Annotated in this window: 17 protein-coding genes; 5 read left to right on the plus strand and 12 right to left on the minus strand. The window is 61.6% G+C overall.

Going from position 1 to position 19,107, the window contains the following annotated elements; genetic code table 11:
• Nucleotides 1-13: 13 nt before the first annotated feature.
• The 12 genes from ACHPFG_RS07440 to ACHPFG_RS07495 form a co-directional block, all read right to left on the minus strand.
• Nucleotides 14-778: an ABC transporter ATP-binding protein gene (locus ACHPFG_RS07440; RefSeq protein ID WP_012722621.1), complete on the minus strand. Its 765-nt coding sequence runs from the start codon at nucleotides 776-778 to the stop codon at nucleotides 14-16.
• Between the two features lie 13 nt (nucleotides 779-791).
• Nucleotides 792-1,910, minus strand: coding sequence for a succinylglutamate desuccinylase/aspartoacylase family protein (locus ACHPFG_RS07445; RefSeq protein WP_145335026.1), 1,119 nt, complete (start codon nucleotides 1,908-1,910; stop codon nucleotides 792-794).
• A 9-nt stretch (nucleotides 1,911-1,919) separates the two neighbouring features.
• Nucleotides 1,920-2,630, minus strand: coding sequence for an ABC transporter permease (locus ACHPFG_RS07450; RefSeq protein WP_090408453.1), 711 nt, complete (start codon nucleotides 2,628-2,630; stop codon nucleotides 1,920-1,922).
• Nucleotides 2,627-3,355, minus strand: coding sequence for an ABC transporter permease (locus ACHPFG_RS07455; RefSeq protein WP_184744450.1), 729 nt, complete (start codon nucleotides 3,353-3,355; stop codon nucleotides 2,627-2,629). The genes ACHPFG_RS07450 and ACHPFG_RS07455 overlap by 4 nt, the downstream gene beginning before the upstream one ends.
• A 57-nt stretch (nucleotides 3,356-3,412) precedes the next feature.
• Nucleotides 3,413-4,192, minus strand: a complete 780-nt coding sequence (locus ACHPFG_RS07460) for a transporter substrate-binding domain-containing protein (protein ID WP_027604451.1) — start codon at nucleotides 4,190-4,192, stop codon at nucleotides 3,413-3,415.
• 232 nt (nucleotides 4,193-4,424) lie between these two features.
• Complete coding sequence (locus ACHPFG_RS07465) at nucleotides 4,425-6,059, minus strand: ATP-dependent DNA ligase (protein ID WP_431701970.1); 1,635 nt, start codon at nucleotides 6,057-6,059, stop codon at nucleotides 4,425-4,427.
• On the minus strand, nucleotides 6,056-7,060 hold the full coding sequence (locus ACHPFG_RS07470; protein WP_431701971.1) for a ligase-associated DNA damage response exonuclease: 1,005 nt from the start codon (nucleotides 7,058-7,060) through the stop codon (nucleotides 6,056-6,058). Before ACHPFG_RS07470 ends, ACHPFG_RS07465 begins: the two co-directional genes overlap by 4 nt.
• A gap of 140 nt (nucleotides 7,061-7,200) precedes the next feature.
• The gene (locus tag ACHPFG_RS07475) at nucleotides 7,201-9,642 is read right to left on the minus strand and encodes a penicillin acylase family protein (RefSeq protein WP_431701972.1); all 2,442 of its coding nucleotides are present in this window, start codon (nucleotides 9,640-9,642) and stop codon (nucleotides 7,201-7,203) included.
• 166 nt (nucleotides 9,643-9,808) lie between these two features.
• A complete protein-coding gene (locus ACHPFG_RS07480; protein WP_003189235.1) occupies nucleotides 9,809-10,009 on the minus strand; it encodes an SEC-C metal-binding domain-containing protein in 201 nt (66 codons plus the stop codon).
• Nucleotides 10,006-10,488 carry an LEA type 2 family protein gene (locus tag ACHPFG_RS07485; protein WP_431701973.1) on the minus strand — a complete coding sequence of 161 codons (483 nt, stop codon included), beginning with the start codon at nucleotides 10,486-10,488 and terminating at the stop codon, nucleotides 10,006-10,008. Before ACHPFG_RS07485 ends, ACHPFG_RS07480 begins: the two co-directional genes overlap by 4 nt.
• A 23-nt stretch (nucleotides 10,489-10,511) precedes the next feature.
• Complete coding sequence (locus tag ACHPFG_RS07490) at nucleotides 10,512-10,982, minus strand: YchJ family protein (RefSeq protein ID WP_027604445.1); 471 nt, start codon at nucleotides 10,980-10,982, stop codon at nucleotides 10,512-10,514.
• A 654-nt stretch (nucleotides 10,983-11,636) separates the two neighbouring features.
• Nucleotides 11,637-13,787, minus strand: coding sequence for a TonB-dependent siderophore receptor (locus tag ACHPFG_RS07495; RefSeq protein ID WP_431703450.1), 2,151 nt, complete (start codon nucleotides 13,785-13,787; stop codon nucleotides 11,637-11,639).
• Between the two features lie 355 nt (nucleotides 13,788-14,142).
• Here ACHPFG_RS07495 and ACHPFG_RS07500 point away from each other — a divergent pair, with 355 nt between their 5' ends.
• The 5 genes from ACHPFG_RS07500 (at nucleotide 14,143) to ACHPFG_RS07520 (ending at nucleotide 19,098) form a co-directional block, all read left to right on the plus strand.
• Nucleotides 14,143-14,949, plus strand: coding sequence for an ABC transporter ATP-binding protein (locus tag ACHPFG_RS07500; RefSeq protein WP_145335014.1), 807 nt, complete (start codon nucleotides 14,143-14,145; stop codon nucleotides 14,947-14,949).
• Nucleotides 14,946-15,929 carry a FecCD family ABC transporter permease gene (locus ACHPFG_RS07505; RefSeq protein WP_431701974.1) on the plus strand — a complete coding sequence of 328 codons (984 nt, stop codon included), beginning with the start codon at nucleotides 14,946-14,948 and terminating at the stop codon, nucleotides 15,927-15,929. Before ACHPFG_RS07500 ends, ACHPFG_RS07505 begins: the two co-directional genes overlap by 4 nt.
• Nucleotides 15,926-16,966 (plus strand): FecCD family ABC transporter permease, encoded by a 1,041-nt coding sequence (locus ACHPFG_RS07510; protein ID WP_145335010.1) that lies wholly within the window; start codon nucleotides 15,926-15,928, stop codon nucleotides 16,964-16,966. The genes ACHPFG_RS07505 and ACHPFG_RS07510 overlap by 4 nt, the downstream gene beginning before the upstream one ends.
• A 28-nt stretch (nucleotides 16,967-16,994) precedes the next feature.
• Nucleotides 16,995-17,933 carry an ABC transporter substrate-binding protein gene (locus ACHPFG_RS07515; protein ID WP_431701975.1) on the plus strand — a complete coding sequence of 313 codons (939 nt, stop codon included), beginning with the start codon at nucleotides 16,995-16,997 and terminating at the stop codon, nucleotides 17,931-17,933.
• Between the two features lie 172 nt (nucleotides 17,934-18,105).
• The gene (locus ACHPFG_RS07520; RefSeq protein WP_131697226.1) at nucleotides 18,106-19,098 is read left to right on the plus strand and encodes a TauD/TfdA family dioxygenase; all 993 of its coding nucleotides are present in this window, start codon (nucleotides 18,106-18,108) and stop codon (nucleotides 19,096-19,098) included.
• Nucleotides 19,099-19,107: the final 9 nt, after the last annotated feature.

The raw sequence follows: 19,107 nt of genomic DNA on the forward strand, positions 1-19,107 counted from the left end.
GCGTCGCAAAGGTTTACTTCAAATTGCCGCTCAGGAACTGTTGCAGGCGCTCGCTCTTGGGATTGCCCAGCACATCCTCTGGCGCGCCTTGCTCTTCCACCAGGCCCTTGTGCAGGAACAGCACCTGGCTGGACACCTTGCGCGCAAAGCTCATTTCGTGGGTCACCATGATCATGGTGCGGCCTTCCTCGGCCAGGCCCTGGATCACCTTCAACACTTCACCCACCAGCTCCGGGTCGAGGGCCGAGGTGGGTTCGTCGAACAGCATCACTTCCGGCTCCATGGCCAGGGCGCGGGCGATGGCCACCCGTTGCTGCTGGCCACCGGACAGGAACGCCGGGTATTGGTCCGCTACCCGTGCCGGTAAACCCACCTTGTCCAGGTAGCGACGGGCGCGGTCTTCGGCGTCCTTCTTGCTGCAACCCAGCACCCGGCGCGGGGCCATGGTGATGTTTTCCAGCACGCTCATATGGCTCCACAGGTTGAAATGCTGGAACACCATCGCCAGCCGCGTGCGCAGGCGCTGCAGTTCGGCATCGTCGGCCACGCGCATGCCATGGCGGTCGCTGACCATGCGGATCGGCTGGCCGTCGAGGGTCATGGCGCCGTCGTTGGGGGTTTCCAGGAAGTTGATACAGCGCAAAAAGGTGCTTTTGCCCGAGCCGCTGGCGCCGATCAGGCTGATCACATCACCGGTCTTGGCCTTGAGCGAGACACCTTTGAGCACCTCATTGTCGCCATAGCTTTTATGCAGGCCTTCAACGGTCAATTTGTACATGGGGCGTGCATCCTCAAGGCGAAAGTAGATAGCCGCTGCGGTAGGCCTCGGTGCCTGCGACATGGCCGATGACCATCCCGGCAGTGGCCATGCGGCGCAGCGAACGAGCGTAAAGCAGGCCGGCCTTTTGGCAGTGCACGGGCGTTACGCGGTCGGTAATGGGGTCGATGATTTCGGCGATCAGTTGCCCGGCTTCCAGGTATTCACCGGGTAGGGCGCTGAATACCAGCAGGCCGCCCACCGGCGTCGCCACGGGTTCGACACCGGCCAGGGGCGTAGCGGGGTAGGGCAGTGCCGGCAGCGGCGCTGCGTCGCCGGCAATCGCGCCGAAGTGGATCAGGTAGTCGATGATTGCCTGGCAGTCGAGGGCGGCCAACCCATGGTTGACGTCGCCCTGGCCGCGCAGCTCGACGGTCACCGAAAAGCTGCCCATGGGGATCGGGAAGCGCGTGCCGAAACGTTGCTGCAACTGCCACCACACCAGGGTGAAACACTCATCGAAGGACTGCCCGCCGGAGTCGGTGGCGAGCAAATTGGCCTCCGAGCCGAGATAGCGCGCCAGCGGTTCCACCTGCGGCCAGGCTTCGGGCGTGGTGTAGAGGTGCGCCACGGCTTCGAAGTCGCAATGCAGGTCCAGCACGATGTCGGCGTCGCAGGCCAGGCGTTGCAACACCAGGCGTTGGGAGTGCAACTGTGTCGCGGCGGTTTGTCCGGCCAGGGCGGCGCTCAACGCGGCGCGAATCAGTTCGACGTTTTGTTGCGGGTTATCGCCGAGCGAGCCCTCGACCTGATCGCCGACGGTATCGCTGAGGTCGACAAACAGGCGATTGAAGTTCTGCCCGCTTTCCAACTCGTAGCGGCCCAGCGGGATATCCATCAACACCTGTTCCAGGCCCACCGGGTTGGCGATGGGCACCAGCACGATTTCGCTGCGCAAGCGCCCGGCGGCGGCAAGCTCGGCCAGGCGCACCTTCAAGTGCCAGGCCACCAGCATGCCCGGCAGTTCATCGGCATGCAGCGATGACTGGATATAGACCTTGCCTTCGGCGTGTTCGGGGCCGAAGTGGAAACTGTGAATCTGCCGCGCCGTGCCGGGCACCGGCGCGATCAGATCGTGTACCTGATGACGCATGAAAGCTCCTTAATGGCTTGGCCCGAGAAACGCCAGCCAGCGGCGCTCCGCCAGACGAAACAAACCGACCAGGGCAAAGGTCACGGTCAAGTAGATCAGCGCGGCGATGCCGAATGATTGGAACGTCATGAACGTGGCCGAGTTGGCGTCCCGCGCCACCTTGAGGATGTCTGGAATCGTCGCGGTAAACGCTACCGTGGTCGAGTGCAGCATCAAGATCACTTCGTTGCTGTAGTAGGGCAGCGAGCGGCGCAACGCCGACGGCATGATCACGTAGGCGTACAGCTTCCAGCCGCTCAAGCCATAGGCCTTGGCGGCCTCGACTTCGCCGTGGGCCATGCTGCGGATGGAACCGGCGAAAATCTCGGTGGTGTAGGCGCAGGTGTTGAGCGCGAAGGCCAGGATCGTGCAGTTCATCGCATCGCGAAAGAACGCATCCAGCACCGGTTGTTCACGCACGGCGGCAATGCTGTAGATGCCGGTGTAGCAGATCAGCAACTGGATATAGAGCGGCGTGCCACGGAACAGGTAGGTGTAGAACTGCACCGGCCAGCGTACCAGCGGGTTGCGCGATACACGGGCGATGGACAGCGGGATCGACACCACAAAGCCGATGACCAGGGCGGCGCTGAGCAACCACATGGTCATCGCCAGGCCGGTGATGTGCTGGCCGTCGCTATAAAGGAAGGGGCGCCAGTATTCCTGCAAGAGTTCGATCATCGCACCGCCTCCCGTGAGCCTGCGGAGTAGCGACGTTCAAGACGCCGCAGGACGAAGTTGGACGCGCTGGTGATCAACAGGTAGATCAGCGCGGCGAGCACCAGGAAGTAGAACAGCTGGTAGGTGCTTTTGCCGGCATCCTGGGCGGCCTTGACCAGGTCCGCCAGGCCGATGATCGACACCAGGGCCGTGGCCTTGAGCATCACCATCCAGTTGTTGCCGATACCCGGCAGGGCAAAGCGCATCATCTGCGGGAAGGTCACGTAGCGGAAGCGTTGCCCGCGCTTGAGGCCATAGGCCGTGGCGGCTTCCAGCTGGCCACGGGGGACGGCGAGGATCGCGCCGCGAAACGTCTCGGTGAAATAAGCACCGTAGATAAAGCCCAGGGTGATCACCCCGGCGCTGAATGGGTCGATCTCGATGTATTCCCATTCCATGAAGTCGGTCAGGCTGGTAAGCCAGGTTTGCAGGCTGTAGAAAATCAGCAGCATCAGCACCAGGTCCGGTACACCGCGAATCAGTGTGGTGTAGAGCTGGGCGGGGATGCGCAGGAAGGGCAGGCTGGAAAGCTTGGCGCTGGCGCCGAGCAGGCCCAGCAATACGCTGACGGCCAGGGACAGCACCGACAACTTGATGGTCATCCAGGTGCCTTGCAGCAACAACGGGCCGAAACCCTTCAAGCTGAGTGCGCTCAGCCCGAGGGTTTGCAACAGTTCTTCGAACATAAATCAGGACCTATGGCGATAAAAAAGCGCCCCTTGAGAGAAGGGGCGCCCCAGGCATTATTTGCCGCTGTACAGGTTCAGATCGCCGAAGTGTTTCTTCTGGATGGTGGCGTAGGTGCCATCATCGTGTAACGCTTTGATACCTTTATCCAAAAGGGCCTTCAGTTCAGTGTTACCTTTTTTGATACCGATGGCGGTTTTCGATGGCAGCAACGGGTCATCGATGGCGGCGCTGACTTCGTAGCCGGCACCGGCCGGGGACTTCAAAAAGCCCAGTTCGGCTTGCAGCATGTCCTGCACCGAAGCGTCGAGACGACCGGAGGTCAAGTCGGCATAAACCTGGTCCTGGTTGGCGTAGGCCTTGGTGGTTACACCGGCTTTATCCAACACGGCCTTGGCGTAGGCTTCCTGGATGGTGCCTTGCTCGTAGCCCACGGATTTGCCCTTGAGGGACTCTGGCGTCGAGTAGCCCGCGCCTTTCTTGAACACCAGCGAAGTTGGGCCGGAGAACAGTTCGCTGGAGAAGTCGATGGCCTTCTCACGCACCGGGGTCACGGTCATGGACGAAATCACACCGTCGAACTTGTTGGCTTTGAGGCCTGGAATCATCCCGTCGAAGTCACTTTCGACCCACTTGCACTTCACTTTCAGTTCGGCGCAGATCGCATTGCCCAGGTCGATATCGAAGCCCACCAGGCTGCCATCGGCTGCCTTGGATTCGAACGGAGCGTAGGACGGATCGACACCAAAACGCAGTTCCTTGTATTCCTTGGCCAGCGCGGTACCGGCGGCCATGCACAGAGCCAGTGCAGAAAGGGTCAGCAATGCTTTTTTCATTATGTAATCCCTGGAAACCAAGATAAGCGCTTGTGGCGCGTTTAGGACTGTTACTGAACGGTGTCAGACGGATCACGAGTAGCAATTTCTGCACCATAGTTCCGAATGAGCGTTTTAAAAGGTGGGACAAGGGAGTCATGAGCGTAGGAGATGCCCGAAAATGGGCGTTGAAAATTGATCGCACCATTTCGGAACATTTGGAGATTCAATTGTGGGAGGGCGGTGTTCTGTGTCAGGCCAGTAAGTCCTGCAGGGTGGCAAGGTTGTCTGCCTCGTCCACCGTCTTATCCTGCCGCCAACGCAACATCCGCGGGAAGCGCACTGCAATCCCACTCTTATGCCGCTTGGACAGGGCAATGCCTTCAAACCCCAACTCGAACACCATGCTTGGCGTCACGCTGCTGACCGGGCCGAACTTCTCCACGGTGGTCTTGCGCACGATGGCGTCGACCTTGCGCATCTCTTCGTCGGTCAGCCCCGAATAGGCCTTGGCGAAGGGCACAAGGGTCCGCTCGCTGCCGGGCGGGCCATCCCACACGGCAAAGGTGTAATCGCTGTAGAGGCTGGCGCGTCGGCCATGGCCGCGTTGGGCATAGATCAACACCGCATCGACACTGAAGGGGTCGACTTTCCACTTCCACCACAGGCCCATGTCTTTGGTGCGGCCCACGCCGTACAGGCCGTCGCGTGCCTTGAGCATCATGCCCTCCACGCCGAGGCTGCGGGAGGCTTCGCGTTGTTGTGCCAGGTCCTGCCATGTGGCGCCCGTCAGCAGTGGCGAGGGCATCAGCACAGGTTGGTTGCACTGGGCAATCACCTGTTCCAGTTGGGCACGGCGTTCAGCCTGGGTGTGGTTGCGCCAGTCGTCGCCCTGATGTTCCAGCAGGTCATAGGCCAGGACGGCGACCGGTGCATCGTCGAGCACCTTTTTGCTCAGGGTCTTGCGGCCAATGCGTTGTTGCAGCAGGGCAAAGGGCTGCACCGCGTCCTTCCAGACCACGATCTCGCCATCGATCACCGTGCCATCGGGCAGCCCACTGACCAGGCTGTGCAGTTCGGGGAAGCGTTCGGTCACCAGCTCTTCGCCCCGCGACCAGATCCACAGCCGGCCTTCGCGCTTGACCAGTTGCGCGCGAATGCCGTCCCACTTCCATTCCACCTGCCAGTCGGCGGGGGAGCCGAGCAAGGCGTCGAATTGCTCCACCGGTTGCGCCAGCCCATGGGCGAGAAAAAACGGATAGGGCTGTCCGCCCCGTTGTGCATGCTCGTCGGATGATTCGGCGGCGATCAGCTTGAGGTAGCCTTCGGCTGTCGGTCGGTTGGACAAATCGGTGTAGCCCACCAGCCGCTGTGCCACGCGCTTGCTGTCGAGGTCGGCCATGGCGGCGAGCGCGCGGGTGACGAGCAATTTGGATACGCCGACGCGAAAGCTGCCGGTGATCAACTTGATGCACACCATCAGGCTTGGCTGGTCCAGTTGCGCCCATAACGCCGGCAACCGTTCGGCCAGGTCCAGGGGCGACAGGCCACGCAGCGGCAGGAGTTTTTCTTCCAGCCATACGGCCAGGCCGTCCTCGGAGGTGTAGGTGGATTCCGGCAGGAGCAGGGAAATCGTCTCGGCCAGGTCGCCTACAGACTGGTAGCTTTCTTCGAACAGCCACGGTTCGATGCCGGACGCTTCGGTGGCCATGTCCCGCAGCAGGCGCGTGGGCACCAATTGCCGGGGGCGCCCGCCAGACAGGAAATACACGGCCCATGCGGCGTCTTCCGGCGGCGCTTGCAGGAAGTAGGTTTGCAGGGCTGCGAGCTTGGCATTGCTGGAGGTGGTGGCGTCGAGGTTGGCGTACAGCTCGGCGAAGGCTTTCATGCCGTGGCCTCTTCTTCGTCATCGCCGTATTCAGTGGTGAAGCCCTGGGCATCCAGGCCTTTTTCCCGCAGGTGGCGTACCAATACGCCGACAGAACCGTGGGTGACCATCACCCGTTCTGCGCCGGTTTGTTCGATGGCCCACAGCAGCCCGGGCCAGTCGGCGTGATCCGACAGCACGAACCCCCGGTCCACCCCGCGCCGTCGCCGGGTACCGCGCAGGCGCATCCAGCCGCTGGCGAAGGCATCGCTGTAGTCGCCAAAGCGCTTGATCCAACTGCTAGCGCCAGCGGACGGCGGTGCGATGATCAGGGCCTGGCGCAGCAACGGGTCGGTCTTTTTGAAATCTCCGGCGTAGAGGGTTTCGGGGATGTAGATGCCGGCTTCGCGGTACACCCGGTTCAGCGGCTCCACCGCACCATGGCTGAGGATCGGGCCGATGCTGGCATCAATGCCATGCAGGATGCGCTGGGCTTTGCCGAAGGAATAACAGAACAACACGCTGGCTTTGCCGGCGGCGATATTGGCCTGCCACCAGTCGTTGATCCCGGCAAAGATCTGCGCCTGGGGCTGCCAGCGGTAGATCGGCAGGCCGAAGGTGGATTCGGTGATAAAGGTGTGGCAACGCACCGGTTCGAAAGGCGCACAGGTGCCATCGGGTTCCACTTTGTAGTCGCCTGAAGCCACCCAGACTTCGCCTTGGTATTCCAGGCGCACCTGGGCCGAGCCGAGTACATGCCCGGCTGGGTGAAAACTCAGGGTCACGCCGTGGTGCACGAGTTGTTCGCCATAGGCCAGGGTTTGCAGGTTGATGTCCTGGCCCAGGCGCGAGCGCAGGATGCCTTCGCCGGGGGCGGCGGCCAGGTAGTGCTGGTTGCCGCTGCGAGCGTGGTCGCCGTGGGCGTGGGTGATGACAGAGCGTTCCACCGGGCGCCAGGGATCGATGTAGAAATCTCCGGCGGGGCAGTAGAGGCCTTCGGGCCGGGCGATGACAAGATCCATGGGCTGACCGGGGCGATGGGCTTATCAGGTATGAGGCGGGAGCGAGCGCAGAAGTTCTATCTGAATGCATGTGGGCCAAATGTGGGAGGGGGCTTGCCCCCTCCCACATTTGGATCCGGTTTCGTCAGGTGGAAGTCAGGTCACTTGCCTGGGGTCAGGGTCAACCTGGCCTTGCCATACACCTTCTCGAAGTTCTGCGGCTGCATCGGGAAGCTCAGGTATTGCGCCTTGAGCGATGGGTCGATGCCATTGGCGTAGTTAGGGCTCGCCGGGTTGCCGGATTGGCCGATACCACCTTGGCCCATCATCGGTTCCAGCTGGCCGAAGTCGACGATCATGCGCAGCGCCGGCACCTGGGTGGTGTTGAAGTCCTGGCCCCAGTTGTACGGCGCCGGGTTCAAGGTGTTGTGGTCGCCACCGGACGCCAGTGGGCCGCGAATCACTTGGCCGCTGGTGTTTTTCCAGGTGGTGCTGTGCAGCTTGCCCCACTGCCAGGCCTTGTGGTCAGCGCCCAGTTGGCTGTCGCCGGCGCTGATCGCGGCGGCCAGGCTGCGGGCGAGGATGGCGGGTTTGTCTTCTTTTTGCGCGGTGCGCACGTCGTCCCAGAACGGGCTGTCTTCGCGGCCCAGCAGGTGGTCGGCCTGGGCGGCATAGGACAGGTTGGCGTTGCTGACAAAAGCTTTCCAACTGGCGCTGTTTTCCGGGCCAAGCTCGTCAAGGAAGATCTGCCGGGTGCTTTCCTGCAGGAACAGCTCGTAGAGCGCGGCGTCTGCGGAGGTGGACACCAGGCGCCCATCGAACGCCATCAGGCGCTTCAGCGCCTCCCGTGCCTTGGCCTGCTCGGCGGCTGGCAGCGCATCAATCGCCTGTTTCAGCGGTTGGGCCATTCCCGGTGCCTGGAACATGGTCTTGAGCTTTGCGGCGAAAGTGGTGGTCTGGTCGTACTGCATGGCGATCATGCTGCGGCTGTCGTGCTTGCCGGCATTGGCCAGTTGCGCCAGGCGCTCGCTGCGCTCCGGTGCATCCCAGGAGTTGGACAACTGCATGCCGTAGCCACGCGGCGCGGTGCGCTGGTTGGCGGTGCCGATCCAGCCTTGAGCCGGGTCCTGGTCATAGGGGTGCAGCATCGCGTCGGCGTAACCGTCCCAGTCAAAGCGCGTATCCCAGCCCGGCGAGGGTAGCAGGCCTTCGCCTTCGCGGCGGTTGGGGAAGCGGCCGGTGACCTGCCAGCCAATGCTGCTGGCGTCGGCGAAGACCATGTTCAAGGCAATGGCGCGAATGTTCCGGGTTGCGTCCGAGGCCTTGCCGGCGTTTTGCGCGCGGGAGAGGTCGAAGAACGCGTCGAGGCTCTTGTCATCCTTGAAGTCGGCGGTTTGCAGGGCCAGGCCAAAACCGCTGGTCAGGGCCTGGCTGCTGTTGAGCAGGGCGCCGTGGCGGGTTTCGTATACCACTTCGCGAATCGAGCGTTGGCCCTTGACGAAGAAGGTTTCGTTACGCACCGCTGCCGGCAGCCATTTTCCGTTGTTCTCGTAGTACAACGCGCTGCCCTGGCGTTTGACCTTTTCCAGGAACAGGTCCTGGGTATCGCCCTTGACCGTGCTCATGCTCCACGCCACGTTGCCGTTGAAACCGGACAACAGGGTCGGCAGGCCGGCAATCGAGGCGCCGACGGCCTGGTATTTCGGTGCGCGAATCTGCACGTAGTTCCACGGTGACGGCGCCTGCGGCTGGGCGGCGAGGTCGCCTGCCAGCAGGCTTTTGCCGCTGCGGCTGCGTTGCGGGCCGATGGCCCAGTTGCTCGACGTGGTAACGGCCAGCGAGTTGAGGCTGCTCAATTGCTGGCTGACGGTGTCCAGCCCGGCCAGGCCGGTGATCTGGCTGAGGTTCACGCCCTTGAGTTTCTCGGCCTCGGCCAGGGGGATCGGCTCATCCGGCGCGCTCGGCGTCAGCCAGGCGAGTTTGTCCGCGCCGACTTTTTGTGCCAGCACCAGGGACGCAAGTTCTTCCTGCAGGTTGGTCGATTCGCTGAAATTCAGCAGGCAGAACAGCAGCGCCGAATCTTCCGGCTTCCAGTATTCCGGCTTGTAGCCGGTCTGGGCCAGATCCGGTGGCAGCTTGTCGCGGTAGCGGAACAGGTAGGCGTTGACGCCACGGGCATACACTTCGAAGAAGCGCTTGAGGCGCGGCGAGGAGGCGTTATACAGCTCGCCGGCGCTTTTTTTCAGATTGACCGCGCGCATGAAACGGTCCACATCCAGCACCTCAGGCCCGGACATCTCCGCCAGGCGGCCCTGGGCCAGCAGGCGCAGGGTAACCATCTGGGTGATGCGGTCACTGGCGTGCACATAACCGAGGCTGAACAGCGCGTCGTGGAAGGTGTTGCTTTCGATCAGCGGCATGCCCTGGGCGTTGCGGCGTATCGAAACATTCTGTGCGAGGCCCTTGATCGGCTGTACGCCGGCAACGGGGGGCAGGGTGTCCTGGGTGCTCTGGAGCTGGCAACCGGCCAGGCTTAATGCACTGGCTACTGCCGCGGCAACGCCGAACCGGGGAAGAAAATGTGAGAGGGCTGGCGAGGCCATGGCAAAGCTCCTGCGGGGGGTAGCGTCAGTAAAGGCGCTACGTTAGTGAGCGCGGTGAAACGACGCAAGCAGGAGTTGTATAAACACATGAGTACTTAAACTTAAGCCTGACGCAAATCGGTGTGGGAGGGGGCTTGTGCCCTCCCACCTTGGCCTTCAGAGCAACTTACGCCCCGTGGCACTTCTTGAATTTTTTCTCGCTGCCGCACGGGCAAGGATCGTTGCGGCCGACGTCCTTCAACGCGTTGCGCACCGGCTCCTGGTGAGCGTGGCCGCAGTTCGGGCCGTGGACATGGCCGTGGTCGTGATCATGGTGATCATGATCGTGGTTGCAGTCAGGACCATGGACATGGGGTTGCTGAGTCATCGATGTCGCTCCGGAATAAAATCGCCGGGGATTATCTCGCCATTGTGGTTCACCTGCACGTCATAACCGATGAATAATCCGGTTTTCAGCTCACCTTCCAGGCGATACGGCACGGGCTGGTCGGGTTTTTTCAGCAGTTGTACCACATTGCGGATCTGCGGCCAGAGGTTGGTGCGTACCGACACCTTGAAAAATGCATGGCCCTTGGGCGGTACAGTCAGCCATTCATTGGACTCGCCTTCGGTGAGCACAAAATCATCCAGGGTGACCTTGTAGATCAGCCCACGCACGGTCAGGTCCGAGTCGTCGCGGTTATCCACGCGAAAGTACAGCTTGAATTTCTGCTCCAGCAGCTTGGCCCGCACCACTTCGACTTTCACCAGGGAGACGTGGGGTGGGGGCGAATTGTCTTCGAACCAGGAGACGCAACCGGTCAGGCCAAAGATTAACGCCAGCATCAAGCTGTAGATCCGAAGCATGGCGTTGGTCCTGTGGTAGGGAATTAGAGGTAGCTGGAACAACACTTCTTGAATTTCTGCCCACTGCCGCACAGGCAGGCATCGTTGCGTCCGGTTTTCACTTCCACCGTGGGGTCGATGAAGTACCAGCGCCCTTCATTCTGTACGAAAGAAGACTGCTCGCGGTGGCTATGTTCGCCGGTGCTGTCATGCCAGCGTGCGGTAAAGGTCACGAAGGCGTGTTCCGGCTGGCCGCCGAACACCTCGGAACTTTCAACCTCCAGGCCGAGCCAGGTGCTCTGGGCGCTCCAGGCGCCGATGGCTTCTCGGTCCAGGCCAGCCTGTTGCGCGGGCAAAGTGGTGGCGACCAGGTAGTCCACCAGGCCCAGCACATAGGCGCTGTAGCGTGAACGCATCAGGGCGCTGGCGCAGGGGGCCGGGTGCCCAGCGTGATAATGGCCGCAGCAGGCATCCAGCAGGTTGCCACTGCCGCAGGGGCAAATGGATGTACTCATTTGATCAGGTACTCTGCTAACAGTTATATGTGTTTTATTTTTCATAAATCAGTCGCTTACCTAAATTAACTTGTTTCGCTTACCCCAAGCGCGTGTTGCAAATTAGCGACCGCCCTCTGCCTCATTGCAGGTCTACGGCAAGCCTCTCATCAAGCGTTCGTCATAGGTGAAGGTTAGTCTATGAGGTCATGCTATACGCGCAAACAAGTATGAGCGCATAACCGATGTTTGAATCGCCCCGGATTTTGTAGGCGCCTCTTTGCCTTAAGCAGTGGTGGGGGCCCCCTTTCCTGCTTCGACAAGAAAATAAAAACCTTATATTTCAATTGTTTGTATGCAAAATGCGAGTCTCGCTCCAGTTCGTCACTGCAGGCACTCACTAAGGTCTGCAGCCTGTCGATTCAGCAGAACCATGTTTCTGCTCGAAGTCCTGAAAAAGCTAACCGCCAATCACTCCAGCCATAACATGGCCGGGATGATTGGCGGTTTTGCGTTTTTATCGCTTTCCAAACTTCGAAACCAGCACCGCTCTCAGTCTGGGAATCGGAGCGCCGCTATGGCTGTCGATCCTTGTTCCGCCCGCTGCCTCTGTCCGTTAGGCAGGTAAGGCAGCGCGCCGCAGCAAGGTGCTTGCTCGGCGCGCGGAGCGGTAGATCACCAGTTGAAGTTAACCGAGGTCAGCAGGGTGCGCTCGTCACCGTAGTGACAGGTGGAGAAACTGCACTCCGCGTAGCGCTTGTCGGTCAGGTTGCTGGCGTTGACGGTCACGTCCCAGTGTTCGTCGATCTGGTAGCGCGCCATGGCGTCGAACAGGGTATACGCTGGCATGGCGGAATCCATGCCCGAGGCCTGTATTGTACCCATGTAGCGAGCGCCGGCGCCCACGCTCAGCTGCGGGATGCCCCAATTGACGAAGTCGTAGCGGGTCCACAGGGCTGCCTGGTGGTAGGGCGTTTCGTCGGTACGTTGACCCACTTCGGCGGCGATAGCGCTCTTGGTGGTGCGTGCATCGGTATAGGCGTAGGTGGCGATCACGCTGAGTGCCGGGGTGACATCCGCCTTGGCTTCCAGCTCCAGACCGCGGGAACGTACCTCGCCGGTTTGGCGGTACTCGTCGGTAGCTGGATCCTGCTTGAGCACGTTGGTCTGGGTCAGCTCATAGACTGCTGCGCTGAGCAGCATATTGCTGTCCTTGGGCTGATAGCGCACGCCTACTTCGTACTGTTTACCTTCGGTGGGGGTGAAGGTCTGGCCGGTGACTTCTGCAACGGAAACCGGGAAGAACGACTCGCTATAGCTGATATAGGGCGCCAGGCCGTTGTCCGCCAGGTAGACCAGGCCCGCACGCCAAGTGGTGGCTTCGTCGCTTTGGCTGGCCTTGGCGCCATTGCGATGCGCCGTCTGCTGCTGGTCAGCCCAGTCGTGGCGGCCACCTACCTGCAGGACCCACTTGTCGCCGAACTTGATCTGATCCTGGAAATAGGCACCTTTTTGCAGCATATCCAGCTGCGAGCCACGGTCCAGGGCGGGGCTTCTGTCGACCACTACGGGCTGACCATAATTGTAGCGACTCAGGTCCAGGTTCAGGCTGGGGTCTGTGCCTCGGAAGTTATGGGAGTCGTAGGAAGTGTCATAGCCGTCGAAACCGACCAGAACGGTGTGCTCGACGCTGCCGAGCTGCCATTTCGATTCGATATTGGTATCGCTGCCCAGGGTTCGAGCACGCTCACGGCGATCACTGTATTGCCTTTGCAGAATGCCGGTCGTGGCGGCCTGATTGATCACCGCGGCAGTGACTGCCGGATTACCGGTTCTGACCTGCAGGTATTTCCACTTCACATCGGACTCGGAGTAACGCAGCTTGTGATTAAGCGTGAAGTGCTCGTTGAAGTGGTGGGTGAATTCGTACCCCAGGGCCGACATCTCGCCATTCATGTCGTCGTAGCCCGGCTCGCCGATAAAGTCGTGGCGGCCGATCTTGAAGGCGCCGTCACCCACACCTTTGACCAACTGATAGGGCAGGGGCGCGGGGAAACGCGTATCGGTCTTCTGGTAGAAGGACAACAGGGTCAGCGATGTGTCTTCGTCAGGGCGCCAGGTCAGCGCCGGGGCGATGTAGATCTTGTCGTCGTTGAGATGATCCTGCTGGGTGTCGCTGTTGCGGCTGAGCAGGGTCAGGCGATAGCTCAGGGTGTCGCTACCGGGCAGTGCGCCGCTGAAATCGGCGGCGAGCTGCTTGCGGTCATTGGAGCCCGCCTGCAGTTGCAGCTCATGAAGCGGCGTTTCGGTTGGGCGCTTGCTGACGCCATTTACCATGCCGCCGGGCGAGAGCTGGCCGTAGAGCACCGAGGCAGCGCCGCGAATGACCTCGACGCGCTCCAGGCCATAGGGTTCCTGAATGCCGTCGTAGGAGTTGTTCTGCAGGCGCAGGCCGTCGCGCAGCGAGCCGCCGGTGGCGGATTCGACCGAGAAGCCGCGGATGCGGAAGCGGTCCGCAGTGCGGTTGAACGAGGTCGCGCTGGCGGTGAACCCTGGCGTGTAGCTCAGCGCCTGGGCCAACGTTTCCGCCTGGCGGTCGCGGATCTCGTCGCTCGTCACCACCGACAGCGACTGCGGCGTTTCGGTGATCGGCGTATCGGTCTTGGTAGCGCTCATGTTGCGTTTGGCTACATAGCCGACCACATGCTCGGTGGGCTGTTCAACGCTTTGCCCGGTAACGTTGATGGCATCAATCTCCACGGACGCAGCCGTGGGTGCCTGGTTAGTCTCAGCGGCATGCAGGCTGCCCGAGCCCAGGCTGGCCATGGCCAGTGTGAGTGCGGTAAGGCTGAAGGCTGGGCGTCGGGCGAAACGTTCGGGGCTTAGGTGCGTAACCTGGCGCATGGCGAAGGAACATCCTCTGGTCTTCTGGTATGTGCGCGCAATGCGGAGGACATTCTGTGATCCTTCACGCCAGTGCGCCGTGGCAGTCAGCTGTAGCGCGCGAACTCTACATCTAAATGAGAAAGATTTGTACTAGCTTACAATTTATTGTCATCACTAAGATATTACTGCAAGCTACTACGTATAAATATTCAAGGCTTGGACGCTGCCTGATAGGCAATGCCCGCTCTGAGCCAGGCGGGCGCTGGCGCAGTGGTTCGAATTCGAGTGTGTATGCATGTTGAAAGCTATGGGGCTTCAGCTTCAATTCGACGGATTGAAGGTGCTGAATGACATCAGTCTGACCATTCCCGAGGGCTGCTTTACCGCATTGATCGGTGCCAATGGTTGTGGCAAGACCACCTTGCTGAACGTGCTGGCGCGCATGCTACGACCAGCCAGCGGCGACGTACTGCTGCAGGGTAAGCCTCACGTTCAGCTCTCGCGACGTGATCTGGCCAGGCAAATAGCGCTGTTGCCGCAACGCACCGCTTCGCCTGCCGGGATAACCGTGCGCGAGCTGGTCATGCAGGGGCGCTACCCCTGGCAAAGCTGGTGGCAGCAGTGGAGTGACGCCGATCAGCAGGCGATCGACCGCGCCGTGGCACTGGCCGACGTCGGCATGCTGCTGGACCGCACCCTGACCAGCCTGTCCGGGGGGCAGTTACAGCGCTGCTGGATTGCCATGACTCTGGCGCAGGAGACCCCGGTCATCCTGCTCGACGAGCCCACCACCTTTCTCGACATCGCTCATCAGATCGCCTTGCTCGAACTGCTCGCCGAGCTGTGTGACCAGGGGCGCACTGTCGTCGCGGTTCTGCATGACCTCAACCAGGCCGCGCGCTATGCCGATCAACTGGTGATGTTGCGCCAGGGCAAAGTGCACGCCCAGGGCACGCCTGCCGAGGTCTTCACTCCGGCCAACCTCAAGGCTGTGTTCGATCTGGATGCGCACATTCTCATCGATCCGCATTCCGGTGATCCTCTGTGCGTGCCGGCTTCGCCTGCTCGCCTGCGCGCGCTCGACAGCCAGGTAGCCCGATGACGGGTGGGTGGCGCTGGCCGATCTGGTTATCGATCTTGATCGGCATCGGCCTGGCGTCGACGCTGCACCTGGCAGTGGGGGCCAAGTCGATCCCCTGGAGCGATGTCTGGCAGGCGCTGCTGGCGTATGACCCGAGTAATTCTGATCACAGCGTCATCCGCGGTTCGCGCCTGCCGCGCCTGTGGGTGGCGATGACTGTGGGCGCCTGCCTGGGGCTGGCCGGCACGGTGATGCAGGCGGTGGGCGACAATCCGTTGGCCGACCCGGGCATCCTCGGCATCAACAGTGGCGCGGCCTTGTTCGTGGTCATTGGCTTGCTGGTGCTACCCGGCAACGACATGACCATGATTCCCCTGTTTGCTTTCAGCGGCGCTCTGGTGGCCGCCATCGGCGTCATGCTGCTGGCCGGGCGCACGCCCAATCCGGTGCGCCTGACGCTTTCCGGGGCGATGATGGCCGCGCTGTTCGGCGCCATCACCGCGATTCTGCTGCTGCTCGATCAGCAGGGCCTGGACAGCCTGCGCCGCTGGCTGACCGGCTCGCTGGGTATCAGCGGAGCAAACCTGCCAAGCTGGCTCTGGCCCTACGTGATCGTCGGCATGTTGCTTTGCCTGATCAATGTGCGGGCGTTGAATGCCTATCGGCTGGGCGCTCAGGTGGCCTCCAGCATGGGCGTCAACCTGTTGCGGATGCGGCTGTTGAGTTTGGCGGCCGTGGTGTTGCTGTCCGGTTGCGCAGTGGCGTTGGCTGGCCCCATCGGTTTTGTCGGGCTGGTAGTACCGCATGCGGCGCGGCTGCTGGTTGGCCACGACCTGCGGCAGCTGCTGCTGGCTACGCCGCTGCTGGGTGGCTTGCTGCTGGTGCTGGCCGATGTAGTGGCGCGCACCCTGGTGAGCCCTTACGAACTCAACACCGGCATCGTCACCGCGTTGATCGGCGGCCCGGTATTCGTCGCGCTGGTACTGAGGAAGCTCAAGTGAGTCGCTGGCTGACCACGCCAAGGCGTTGCCCCGGGTTGCCCTGGGTCGGCCGACCCATCGATGTGTTGGCGGCGTCTGTGCTGCTCTTGTTGCTGACGGGCCTGACGCTGTACGCGGCGGGCGTAGGCAGCTACACGATGGGCATGGCTCAGCTCTGGCAGGGCCTGTTCGCCGATGAGAAGGCGCTGTCGGCCAACGTGCTGTGGGAGTTGCGCCTGCCGCGCATCCTGCTGGCGATACTCGGGGGCGCGGCGATGGCTCTGGCTGGCGTGTTGATGCAGTCACTGACGCGCAACCCACTGGCTGCGCCGGGATTGGTCGGGGTGGAGGCGGGCGCCAGCGTCACCATGTTGCTGATCCTGGTGCAGTGGCCGGAGGCCTTGCCGCTGCCGCTCTATCCTCTGGCAGCGTTGCTCGGCGGTCTGGCGGTGGCGCTGTTTATCGTCGCGCTATCCTGGCGCGGTGGCATTGCCCCGCTGCGCCTGATTCTGGTTGGCGTGGGGCTGACGGCCATGCTAGGTGCCGTCGCCGATCTGCTGATCACCTACGGCAATATCGATCGGGTCGAATCGGCGCTGATGTGGCTTGGCGGCAGCCTGCATCGCAGTGGTTGGCCGCAGGTGCAGAGCCTGCTGATCTGGCTGCTGGTGGCGGGCATGCCCCTGTTGTTCTGTCATCGCCAGCTCAATCTCCTGCAGCTGGGCGAGAGCGTGGCGCTCAGCCGCGGCCTGAATGCACCGCTGATAATGCTCTTGCTGTTGCTGTGCAGCGTCACGTTGACCGCAGCAACGGTGGCCAATATCGGCGTTATGACCTTCGTTGGCCTGGTCGCGCCGCACCTGGCGCGGCAGTTGTGCGGTGACCGGCATGGCGCGTTGTTGCCGCTGTCGGCCCTGTTCGGGGCCGTACTGGTTCTGTTGGGTGACACTCTGGGGCGCGCCTTGCTGCCGCCGTTGCAACTGCCGGCCGGTCTGGTGGTGGCGATTATCGGTGCGCCTTATCTGTTGGTTTTGCTGGCGCGGCAACGCAACCGTTGACGCGTCGTCACTGAAGGACATGACGAAGATGATGGTGAAGTTCAAAGCCCTTTCCCTGATAGCCTGTGTACTGCTGGGCCTGAGTTCGATGCAGGCTGTCGCCGCCGACACCCGTGTGTTCGAGAACCGTTTCGGCCGTGTCGAAGTGCCGGTCGCACCGCGTTGCGTGGTATCCCTGCATGACCTCAGCCTGACCACCCAACTGCTCGAGCTGGGCATAACCCCTTGCGGGTCCACGGGGCGCAAAAAGCTGTTCTCGGATGTGTTGTTCCGTGGCGCTCAGCAGCGCTTCGATGTCTCCGGCATTCGCTATGTCGGTACGCACCAGTCGCCCGATCTCGAGGCCATCGCGGCGCTCAAGCCTGACCTGATCGTCGGGCTGTCCTATCACCAGGACCTGAAAGAGCGCCTCAGCAGCATTGCCCCGGTGGTGCTGCTGCCGGCGCGCGAGGCCGACATCAAGACTTACGCCAAGGAGCTGGCTGAACTGGTAGGCAAGCAGCAGCGCTACCAGATGATGCTGAGCGAATACCAATGGATCGTCGGCGAATTCGCCAAGCGGGTGAAGGAGCCGGGGCGTATCACGGTAACCACCCTGGAGATCTATCCGGATGGTTTCCAACTGATCGGCCGTTCCGGCATGGATGACGTGATCGCCGACTTCGGCCTCGGGCGCGTGTCGGCCTTCAAGGAGGCGCGTCAGAACGTGCCTTACAGCCTGGAGCGCATTGGCGACTTCGACAGTGATTTCATCATCGATACCTATGAGGAAATGCTCGGTTCGGAGGCTGGCACCGAGGCCTTCCGCCGTTCGCCGCAGTGGCAGAACCTATTCGCGGTGAAGAATCATCAGTTCCTATATTTCAACCGCAGCCGTTTTGCCGACACCATGCAGGGCATGATCGGCTCGGCCTACCTGCTGCTGTCGCATATCGGCGAACGCGATTACAACCTGCAGGAAAAGTGAGCCGGCCAGCCTGGGTGATGGCTAAATAATGCCTCGAGCTCTGTTGCTTCGCGGCTTGTGTGCAGCAGTAAGTGCCCGGGATTTTAAGTTTAAATAATATTAATTCCTGTTTGATAATGAGTCGGCTTTGCGATAATTTTGTGCGTCTCGTCAGTAGCACCAAGGAACGCAGATGCTTACCGATTTGCTCAACCGTGCAAACCATTCACTCGATGAGGTTCAGGCGGGTGTCGAGGGACCGCTGCCCTTCGTGTTGCGCGCCCCAGTGCCCGGCGACTCCTGGCGTGATCACGCAGAGCTGATCCGGCGTGCCGCCGACAGCGACCTGCAGACCACCGGTGGCATCCTCTTTCGCGATTTCGCCTTCCGTGACGCCAACGACTTCGAGGATTTCACCCGCAGTTTCGGTCACGAGCTGCTGACCTACGACTACGCCTCCACGCCACGCACCAAGCTCAACAGCCGTGTCTATACCTCGACCGAATACCCCGCTCACCAGGTCATTCCGCTGCACAACGAGCAGTCCTACTCGTTGAACTGGCCGATGAAAATCTGGTTTCACTGCATCCAGGCCGCGCCGGTCGGCGGTGAGACGCCCATCGCCGACAGTCGCCTGATCTATCAGCGCATCGATCCCGCCATCCGCCAGCGTTTTGCCGACAAGCGCCTGATGTACGTGCGCAACTACGGCAATGGTCTGGATCTCTCCTGGCAGCAGGCGTTCAGCACCGAGGACCGCAGCGAGGTCGAGCGCTTTTGTCGGCTCAGCCACATCGACTTCGAGTGGAAGGACGACGGCGAGCTGCGTACGCGCCAGGTCTGCCAGGCCGTCGCGCAGCACCCAGTCACCGGGGAGTGGGTCTGGTTCAACCAGGCGCATCTGTTCCACATCTCCAACCTCCCGGCAGCGCTACGCGAAACCCTGGTGTCGATCGTCGGCGAGGAGGGCGTGCCGCGTAACGTCTTCTACGGTGATGGCTCGCCCATCGAGCTGGAGGCGCTGGAGCATGTGCGCGATGTCCTGCAGCGCACCCAGATCAGCTTCCCCTGGCAGGCGGGCGATGCGCTGATGCTCGACAACATGCTGGTCGCCCATGGTCGCTCCACCTTTCAGGGCGAACGCAAGGTGGTGGTGGCCATGGCCGAGCCCGCCTCGGCCGTCTGACGCTGAATA

This window comes from Pseudomonas sp. BR20 (assembly GCF_050780135.1).
Taxonomy (GTDB): domain Bacteria; phylum Pseudomonadota; class Gammaproteobacteria; order Pseudomonadales; family Pseudomonadaceae; genus Aquipseudomonas.

Bases quoted from the DNA above. Each gene is read 5' to 3' on its own strand.
- ACHPFG_RS07440 (WP_012722621.1), bottom strand. From the start codon at position 778: ATGTACAAATTGACCGTTGAAGGCCTGCATAAAAGCTATGGCGACAAT.
- ACHPFG_RS07445 (WP_145335026.1), bottom strand. From the start codon at position 1,910: ATGCGTCATCAGGTACACGATCTGATCGCGCCGGTGCCCGGCACGGCG.
- ACHPFG_RS07450 (WP_090408453.1), bottom strand. From the start codon at position 2,630: ATGATCGAACTCTTGCAGGAATACTGGCGCCCCTTCCTTTATAGCGAC.
- ACHPFG_RS07455 (WP_184744450.1), bottom strand. From the start codon at position 3,355: ATGTTCGAAGAACTGTTGCAAACCCTCGGGCTGAGCGCACTCAGCTTG.
- ACHPFG_RS07460 (WP_027604451.1), bottom strand. From the start codon at position 4,192: ATGAAAAAAGCATTGCTGACCCTTTCTGCACTGGCTCTGTGCATGGCC.
- ACHPFG_RS07465 (WP_431701970.1), bottom strand. From the start codon at position 6,059: ATGAAAGCCTTCGCCGAGCTGTACGCCAACCTCGACGCCACCACCTCC.
- ACHPFG_RS07470 (WP_431701971.1), bottom strand. From the start codon at position 7,060: ATGGATCTTGTCATCGCCCGGCCCGAAGGCCTCTACTGCCCCGCCGGA.
- ACHPFG_RS07475 (WP_431701972.1), bottom strand. From the start codon at position 9,642: ATGGCCTCGCCAGCCCTCTCACATTTTCTTCCCCGGTTCGGCGTTGCC.
- ACHPFG_RS07480 (WP_003189235.1), bottom strand. From the start codon at position 10,009: ATGACTCAGCAACCCCATGTCCATGGTCCTGACTGCAACCACGATCAT.
- ACHPFG_RS07485 (WP_431701973.1), bottom strand. From the start codon at position 10,488: ATGCTTCGGATCTACAGCTTGATGCTGGCGTTAATCTTTGGCCTGACC.
- ACHPFG_RS07490 (WP_027604445.1), bottom strand. From the start codon at position 10,982: ATGAGTACATCCATTTGCCCCTGCGGCAGTGGCAACCTGCTGGATGCC.
- ACHPFG_RS07495 (WP_431703450.1), bottom strand. From the start codon at position 13,787: ATGGCCAGCCTGGGCTCGGGCAGCCTGCATGCCGCTGAGACTAACCAG.
- ACHPFG_RS07500 (WP_145335014.1), top strand. From the start codon at position 14,143: ATGTTGAAAGCTATGGGGCTTCAGCTTCAATTCGACGGATTGAAGGTG.
- ACHPFG_RS07505 (WP_431701974.1), top strand. From the start codon at position 14,946: ATGACGGGTGGGTGGCGCTGGCCGATCTGGTTATCGATCTTGATCGGC.
- ACHPFG_RS07515 (WP_431701975.1), top strand. From the start codon at position 16,995: ATGATGGTGAAGTTCAAAGCCCTTTCCCTGATAGCCTGTGTACTGCTG.
- ACHPFG_RS07520 (WP_131697226.1), top strand. From the start codon at position 18,106: ATGCTTACCGATTTGCTCAACCGTGCAAACCATTCACTCGATGAGGTT.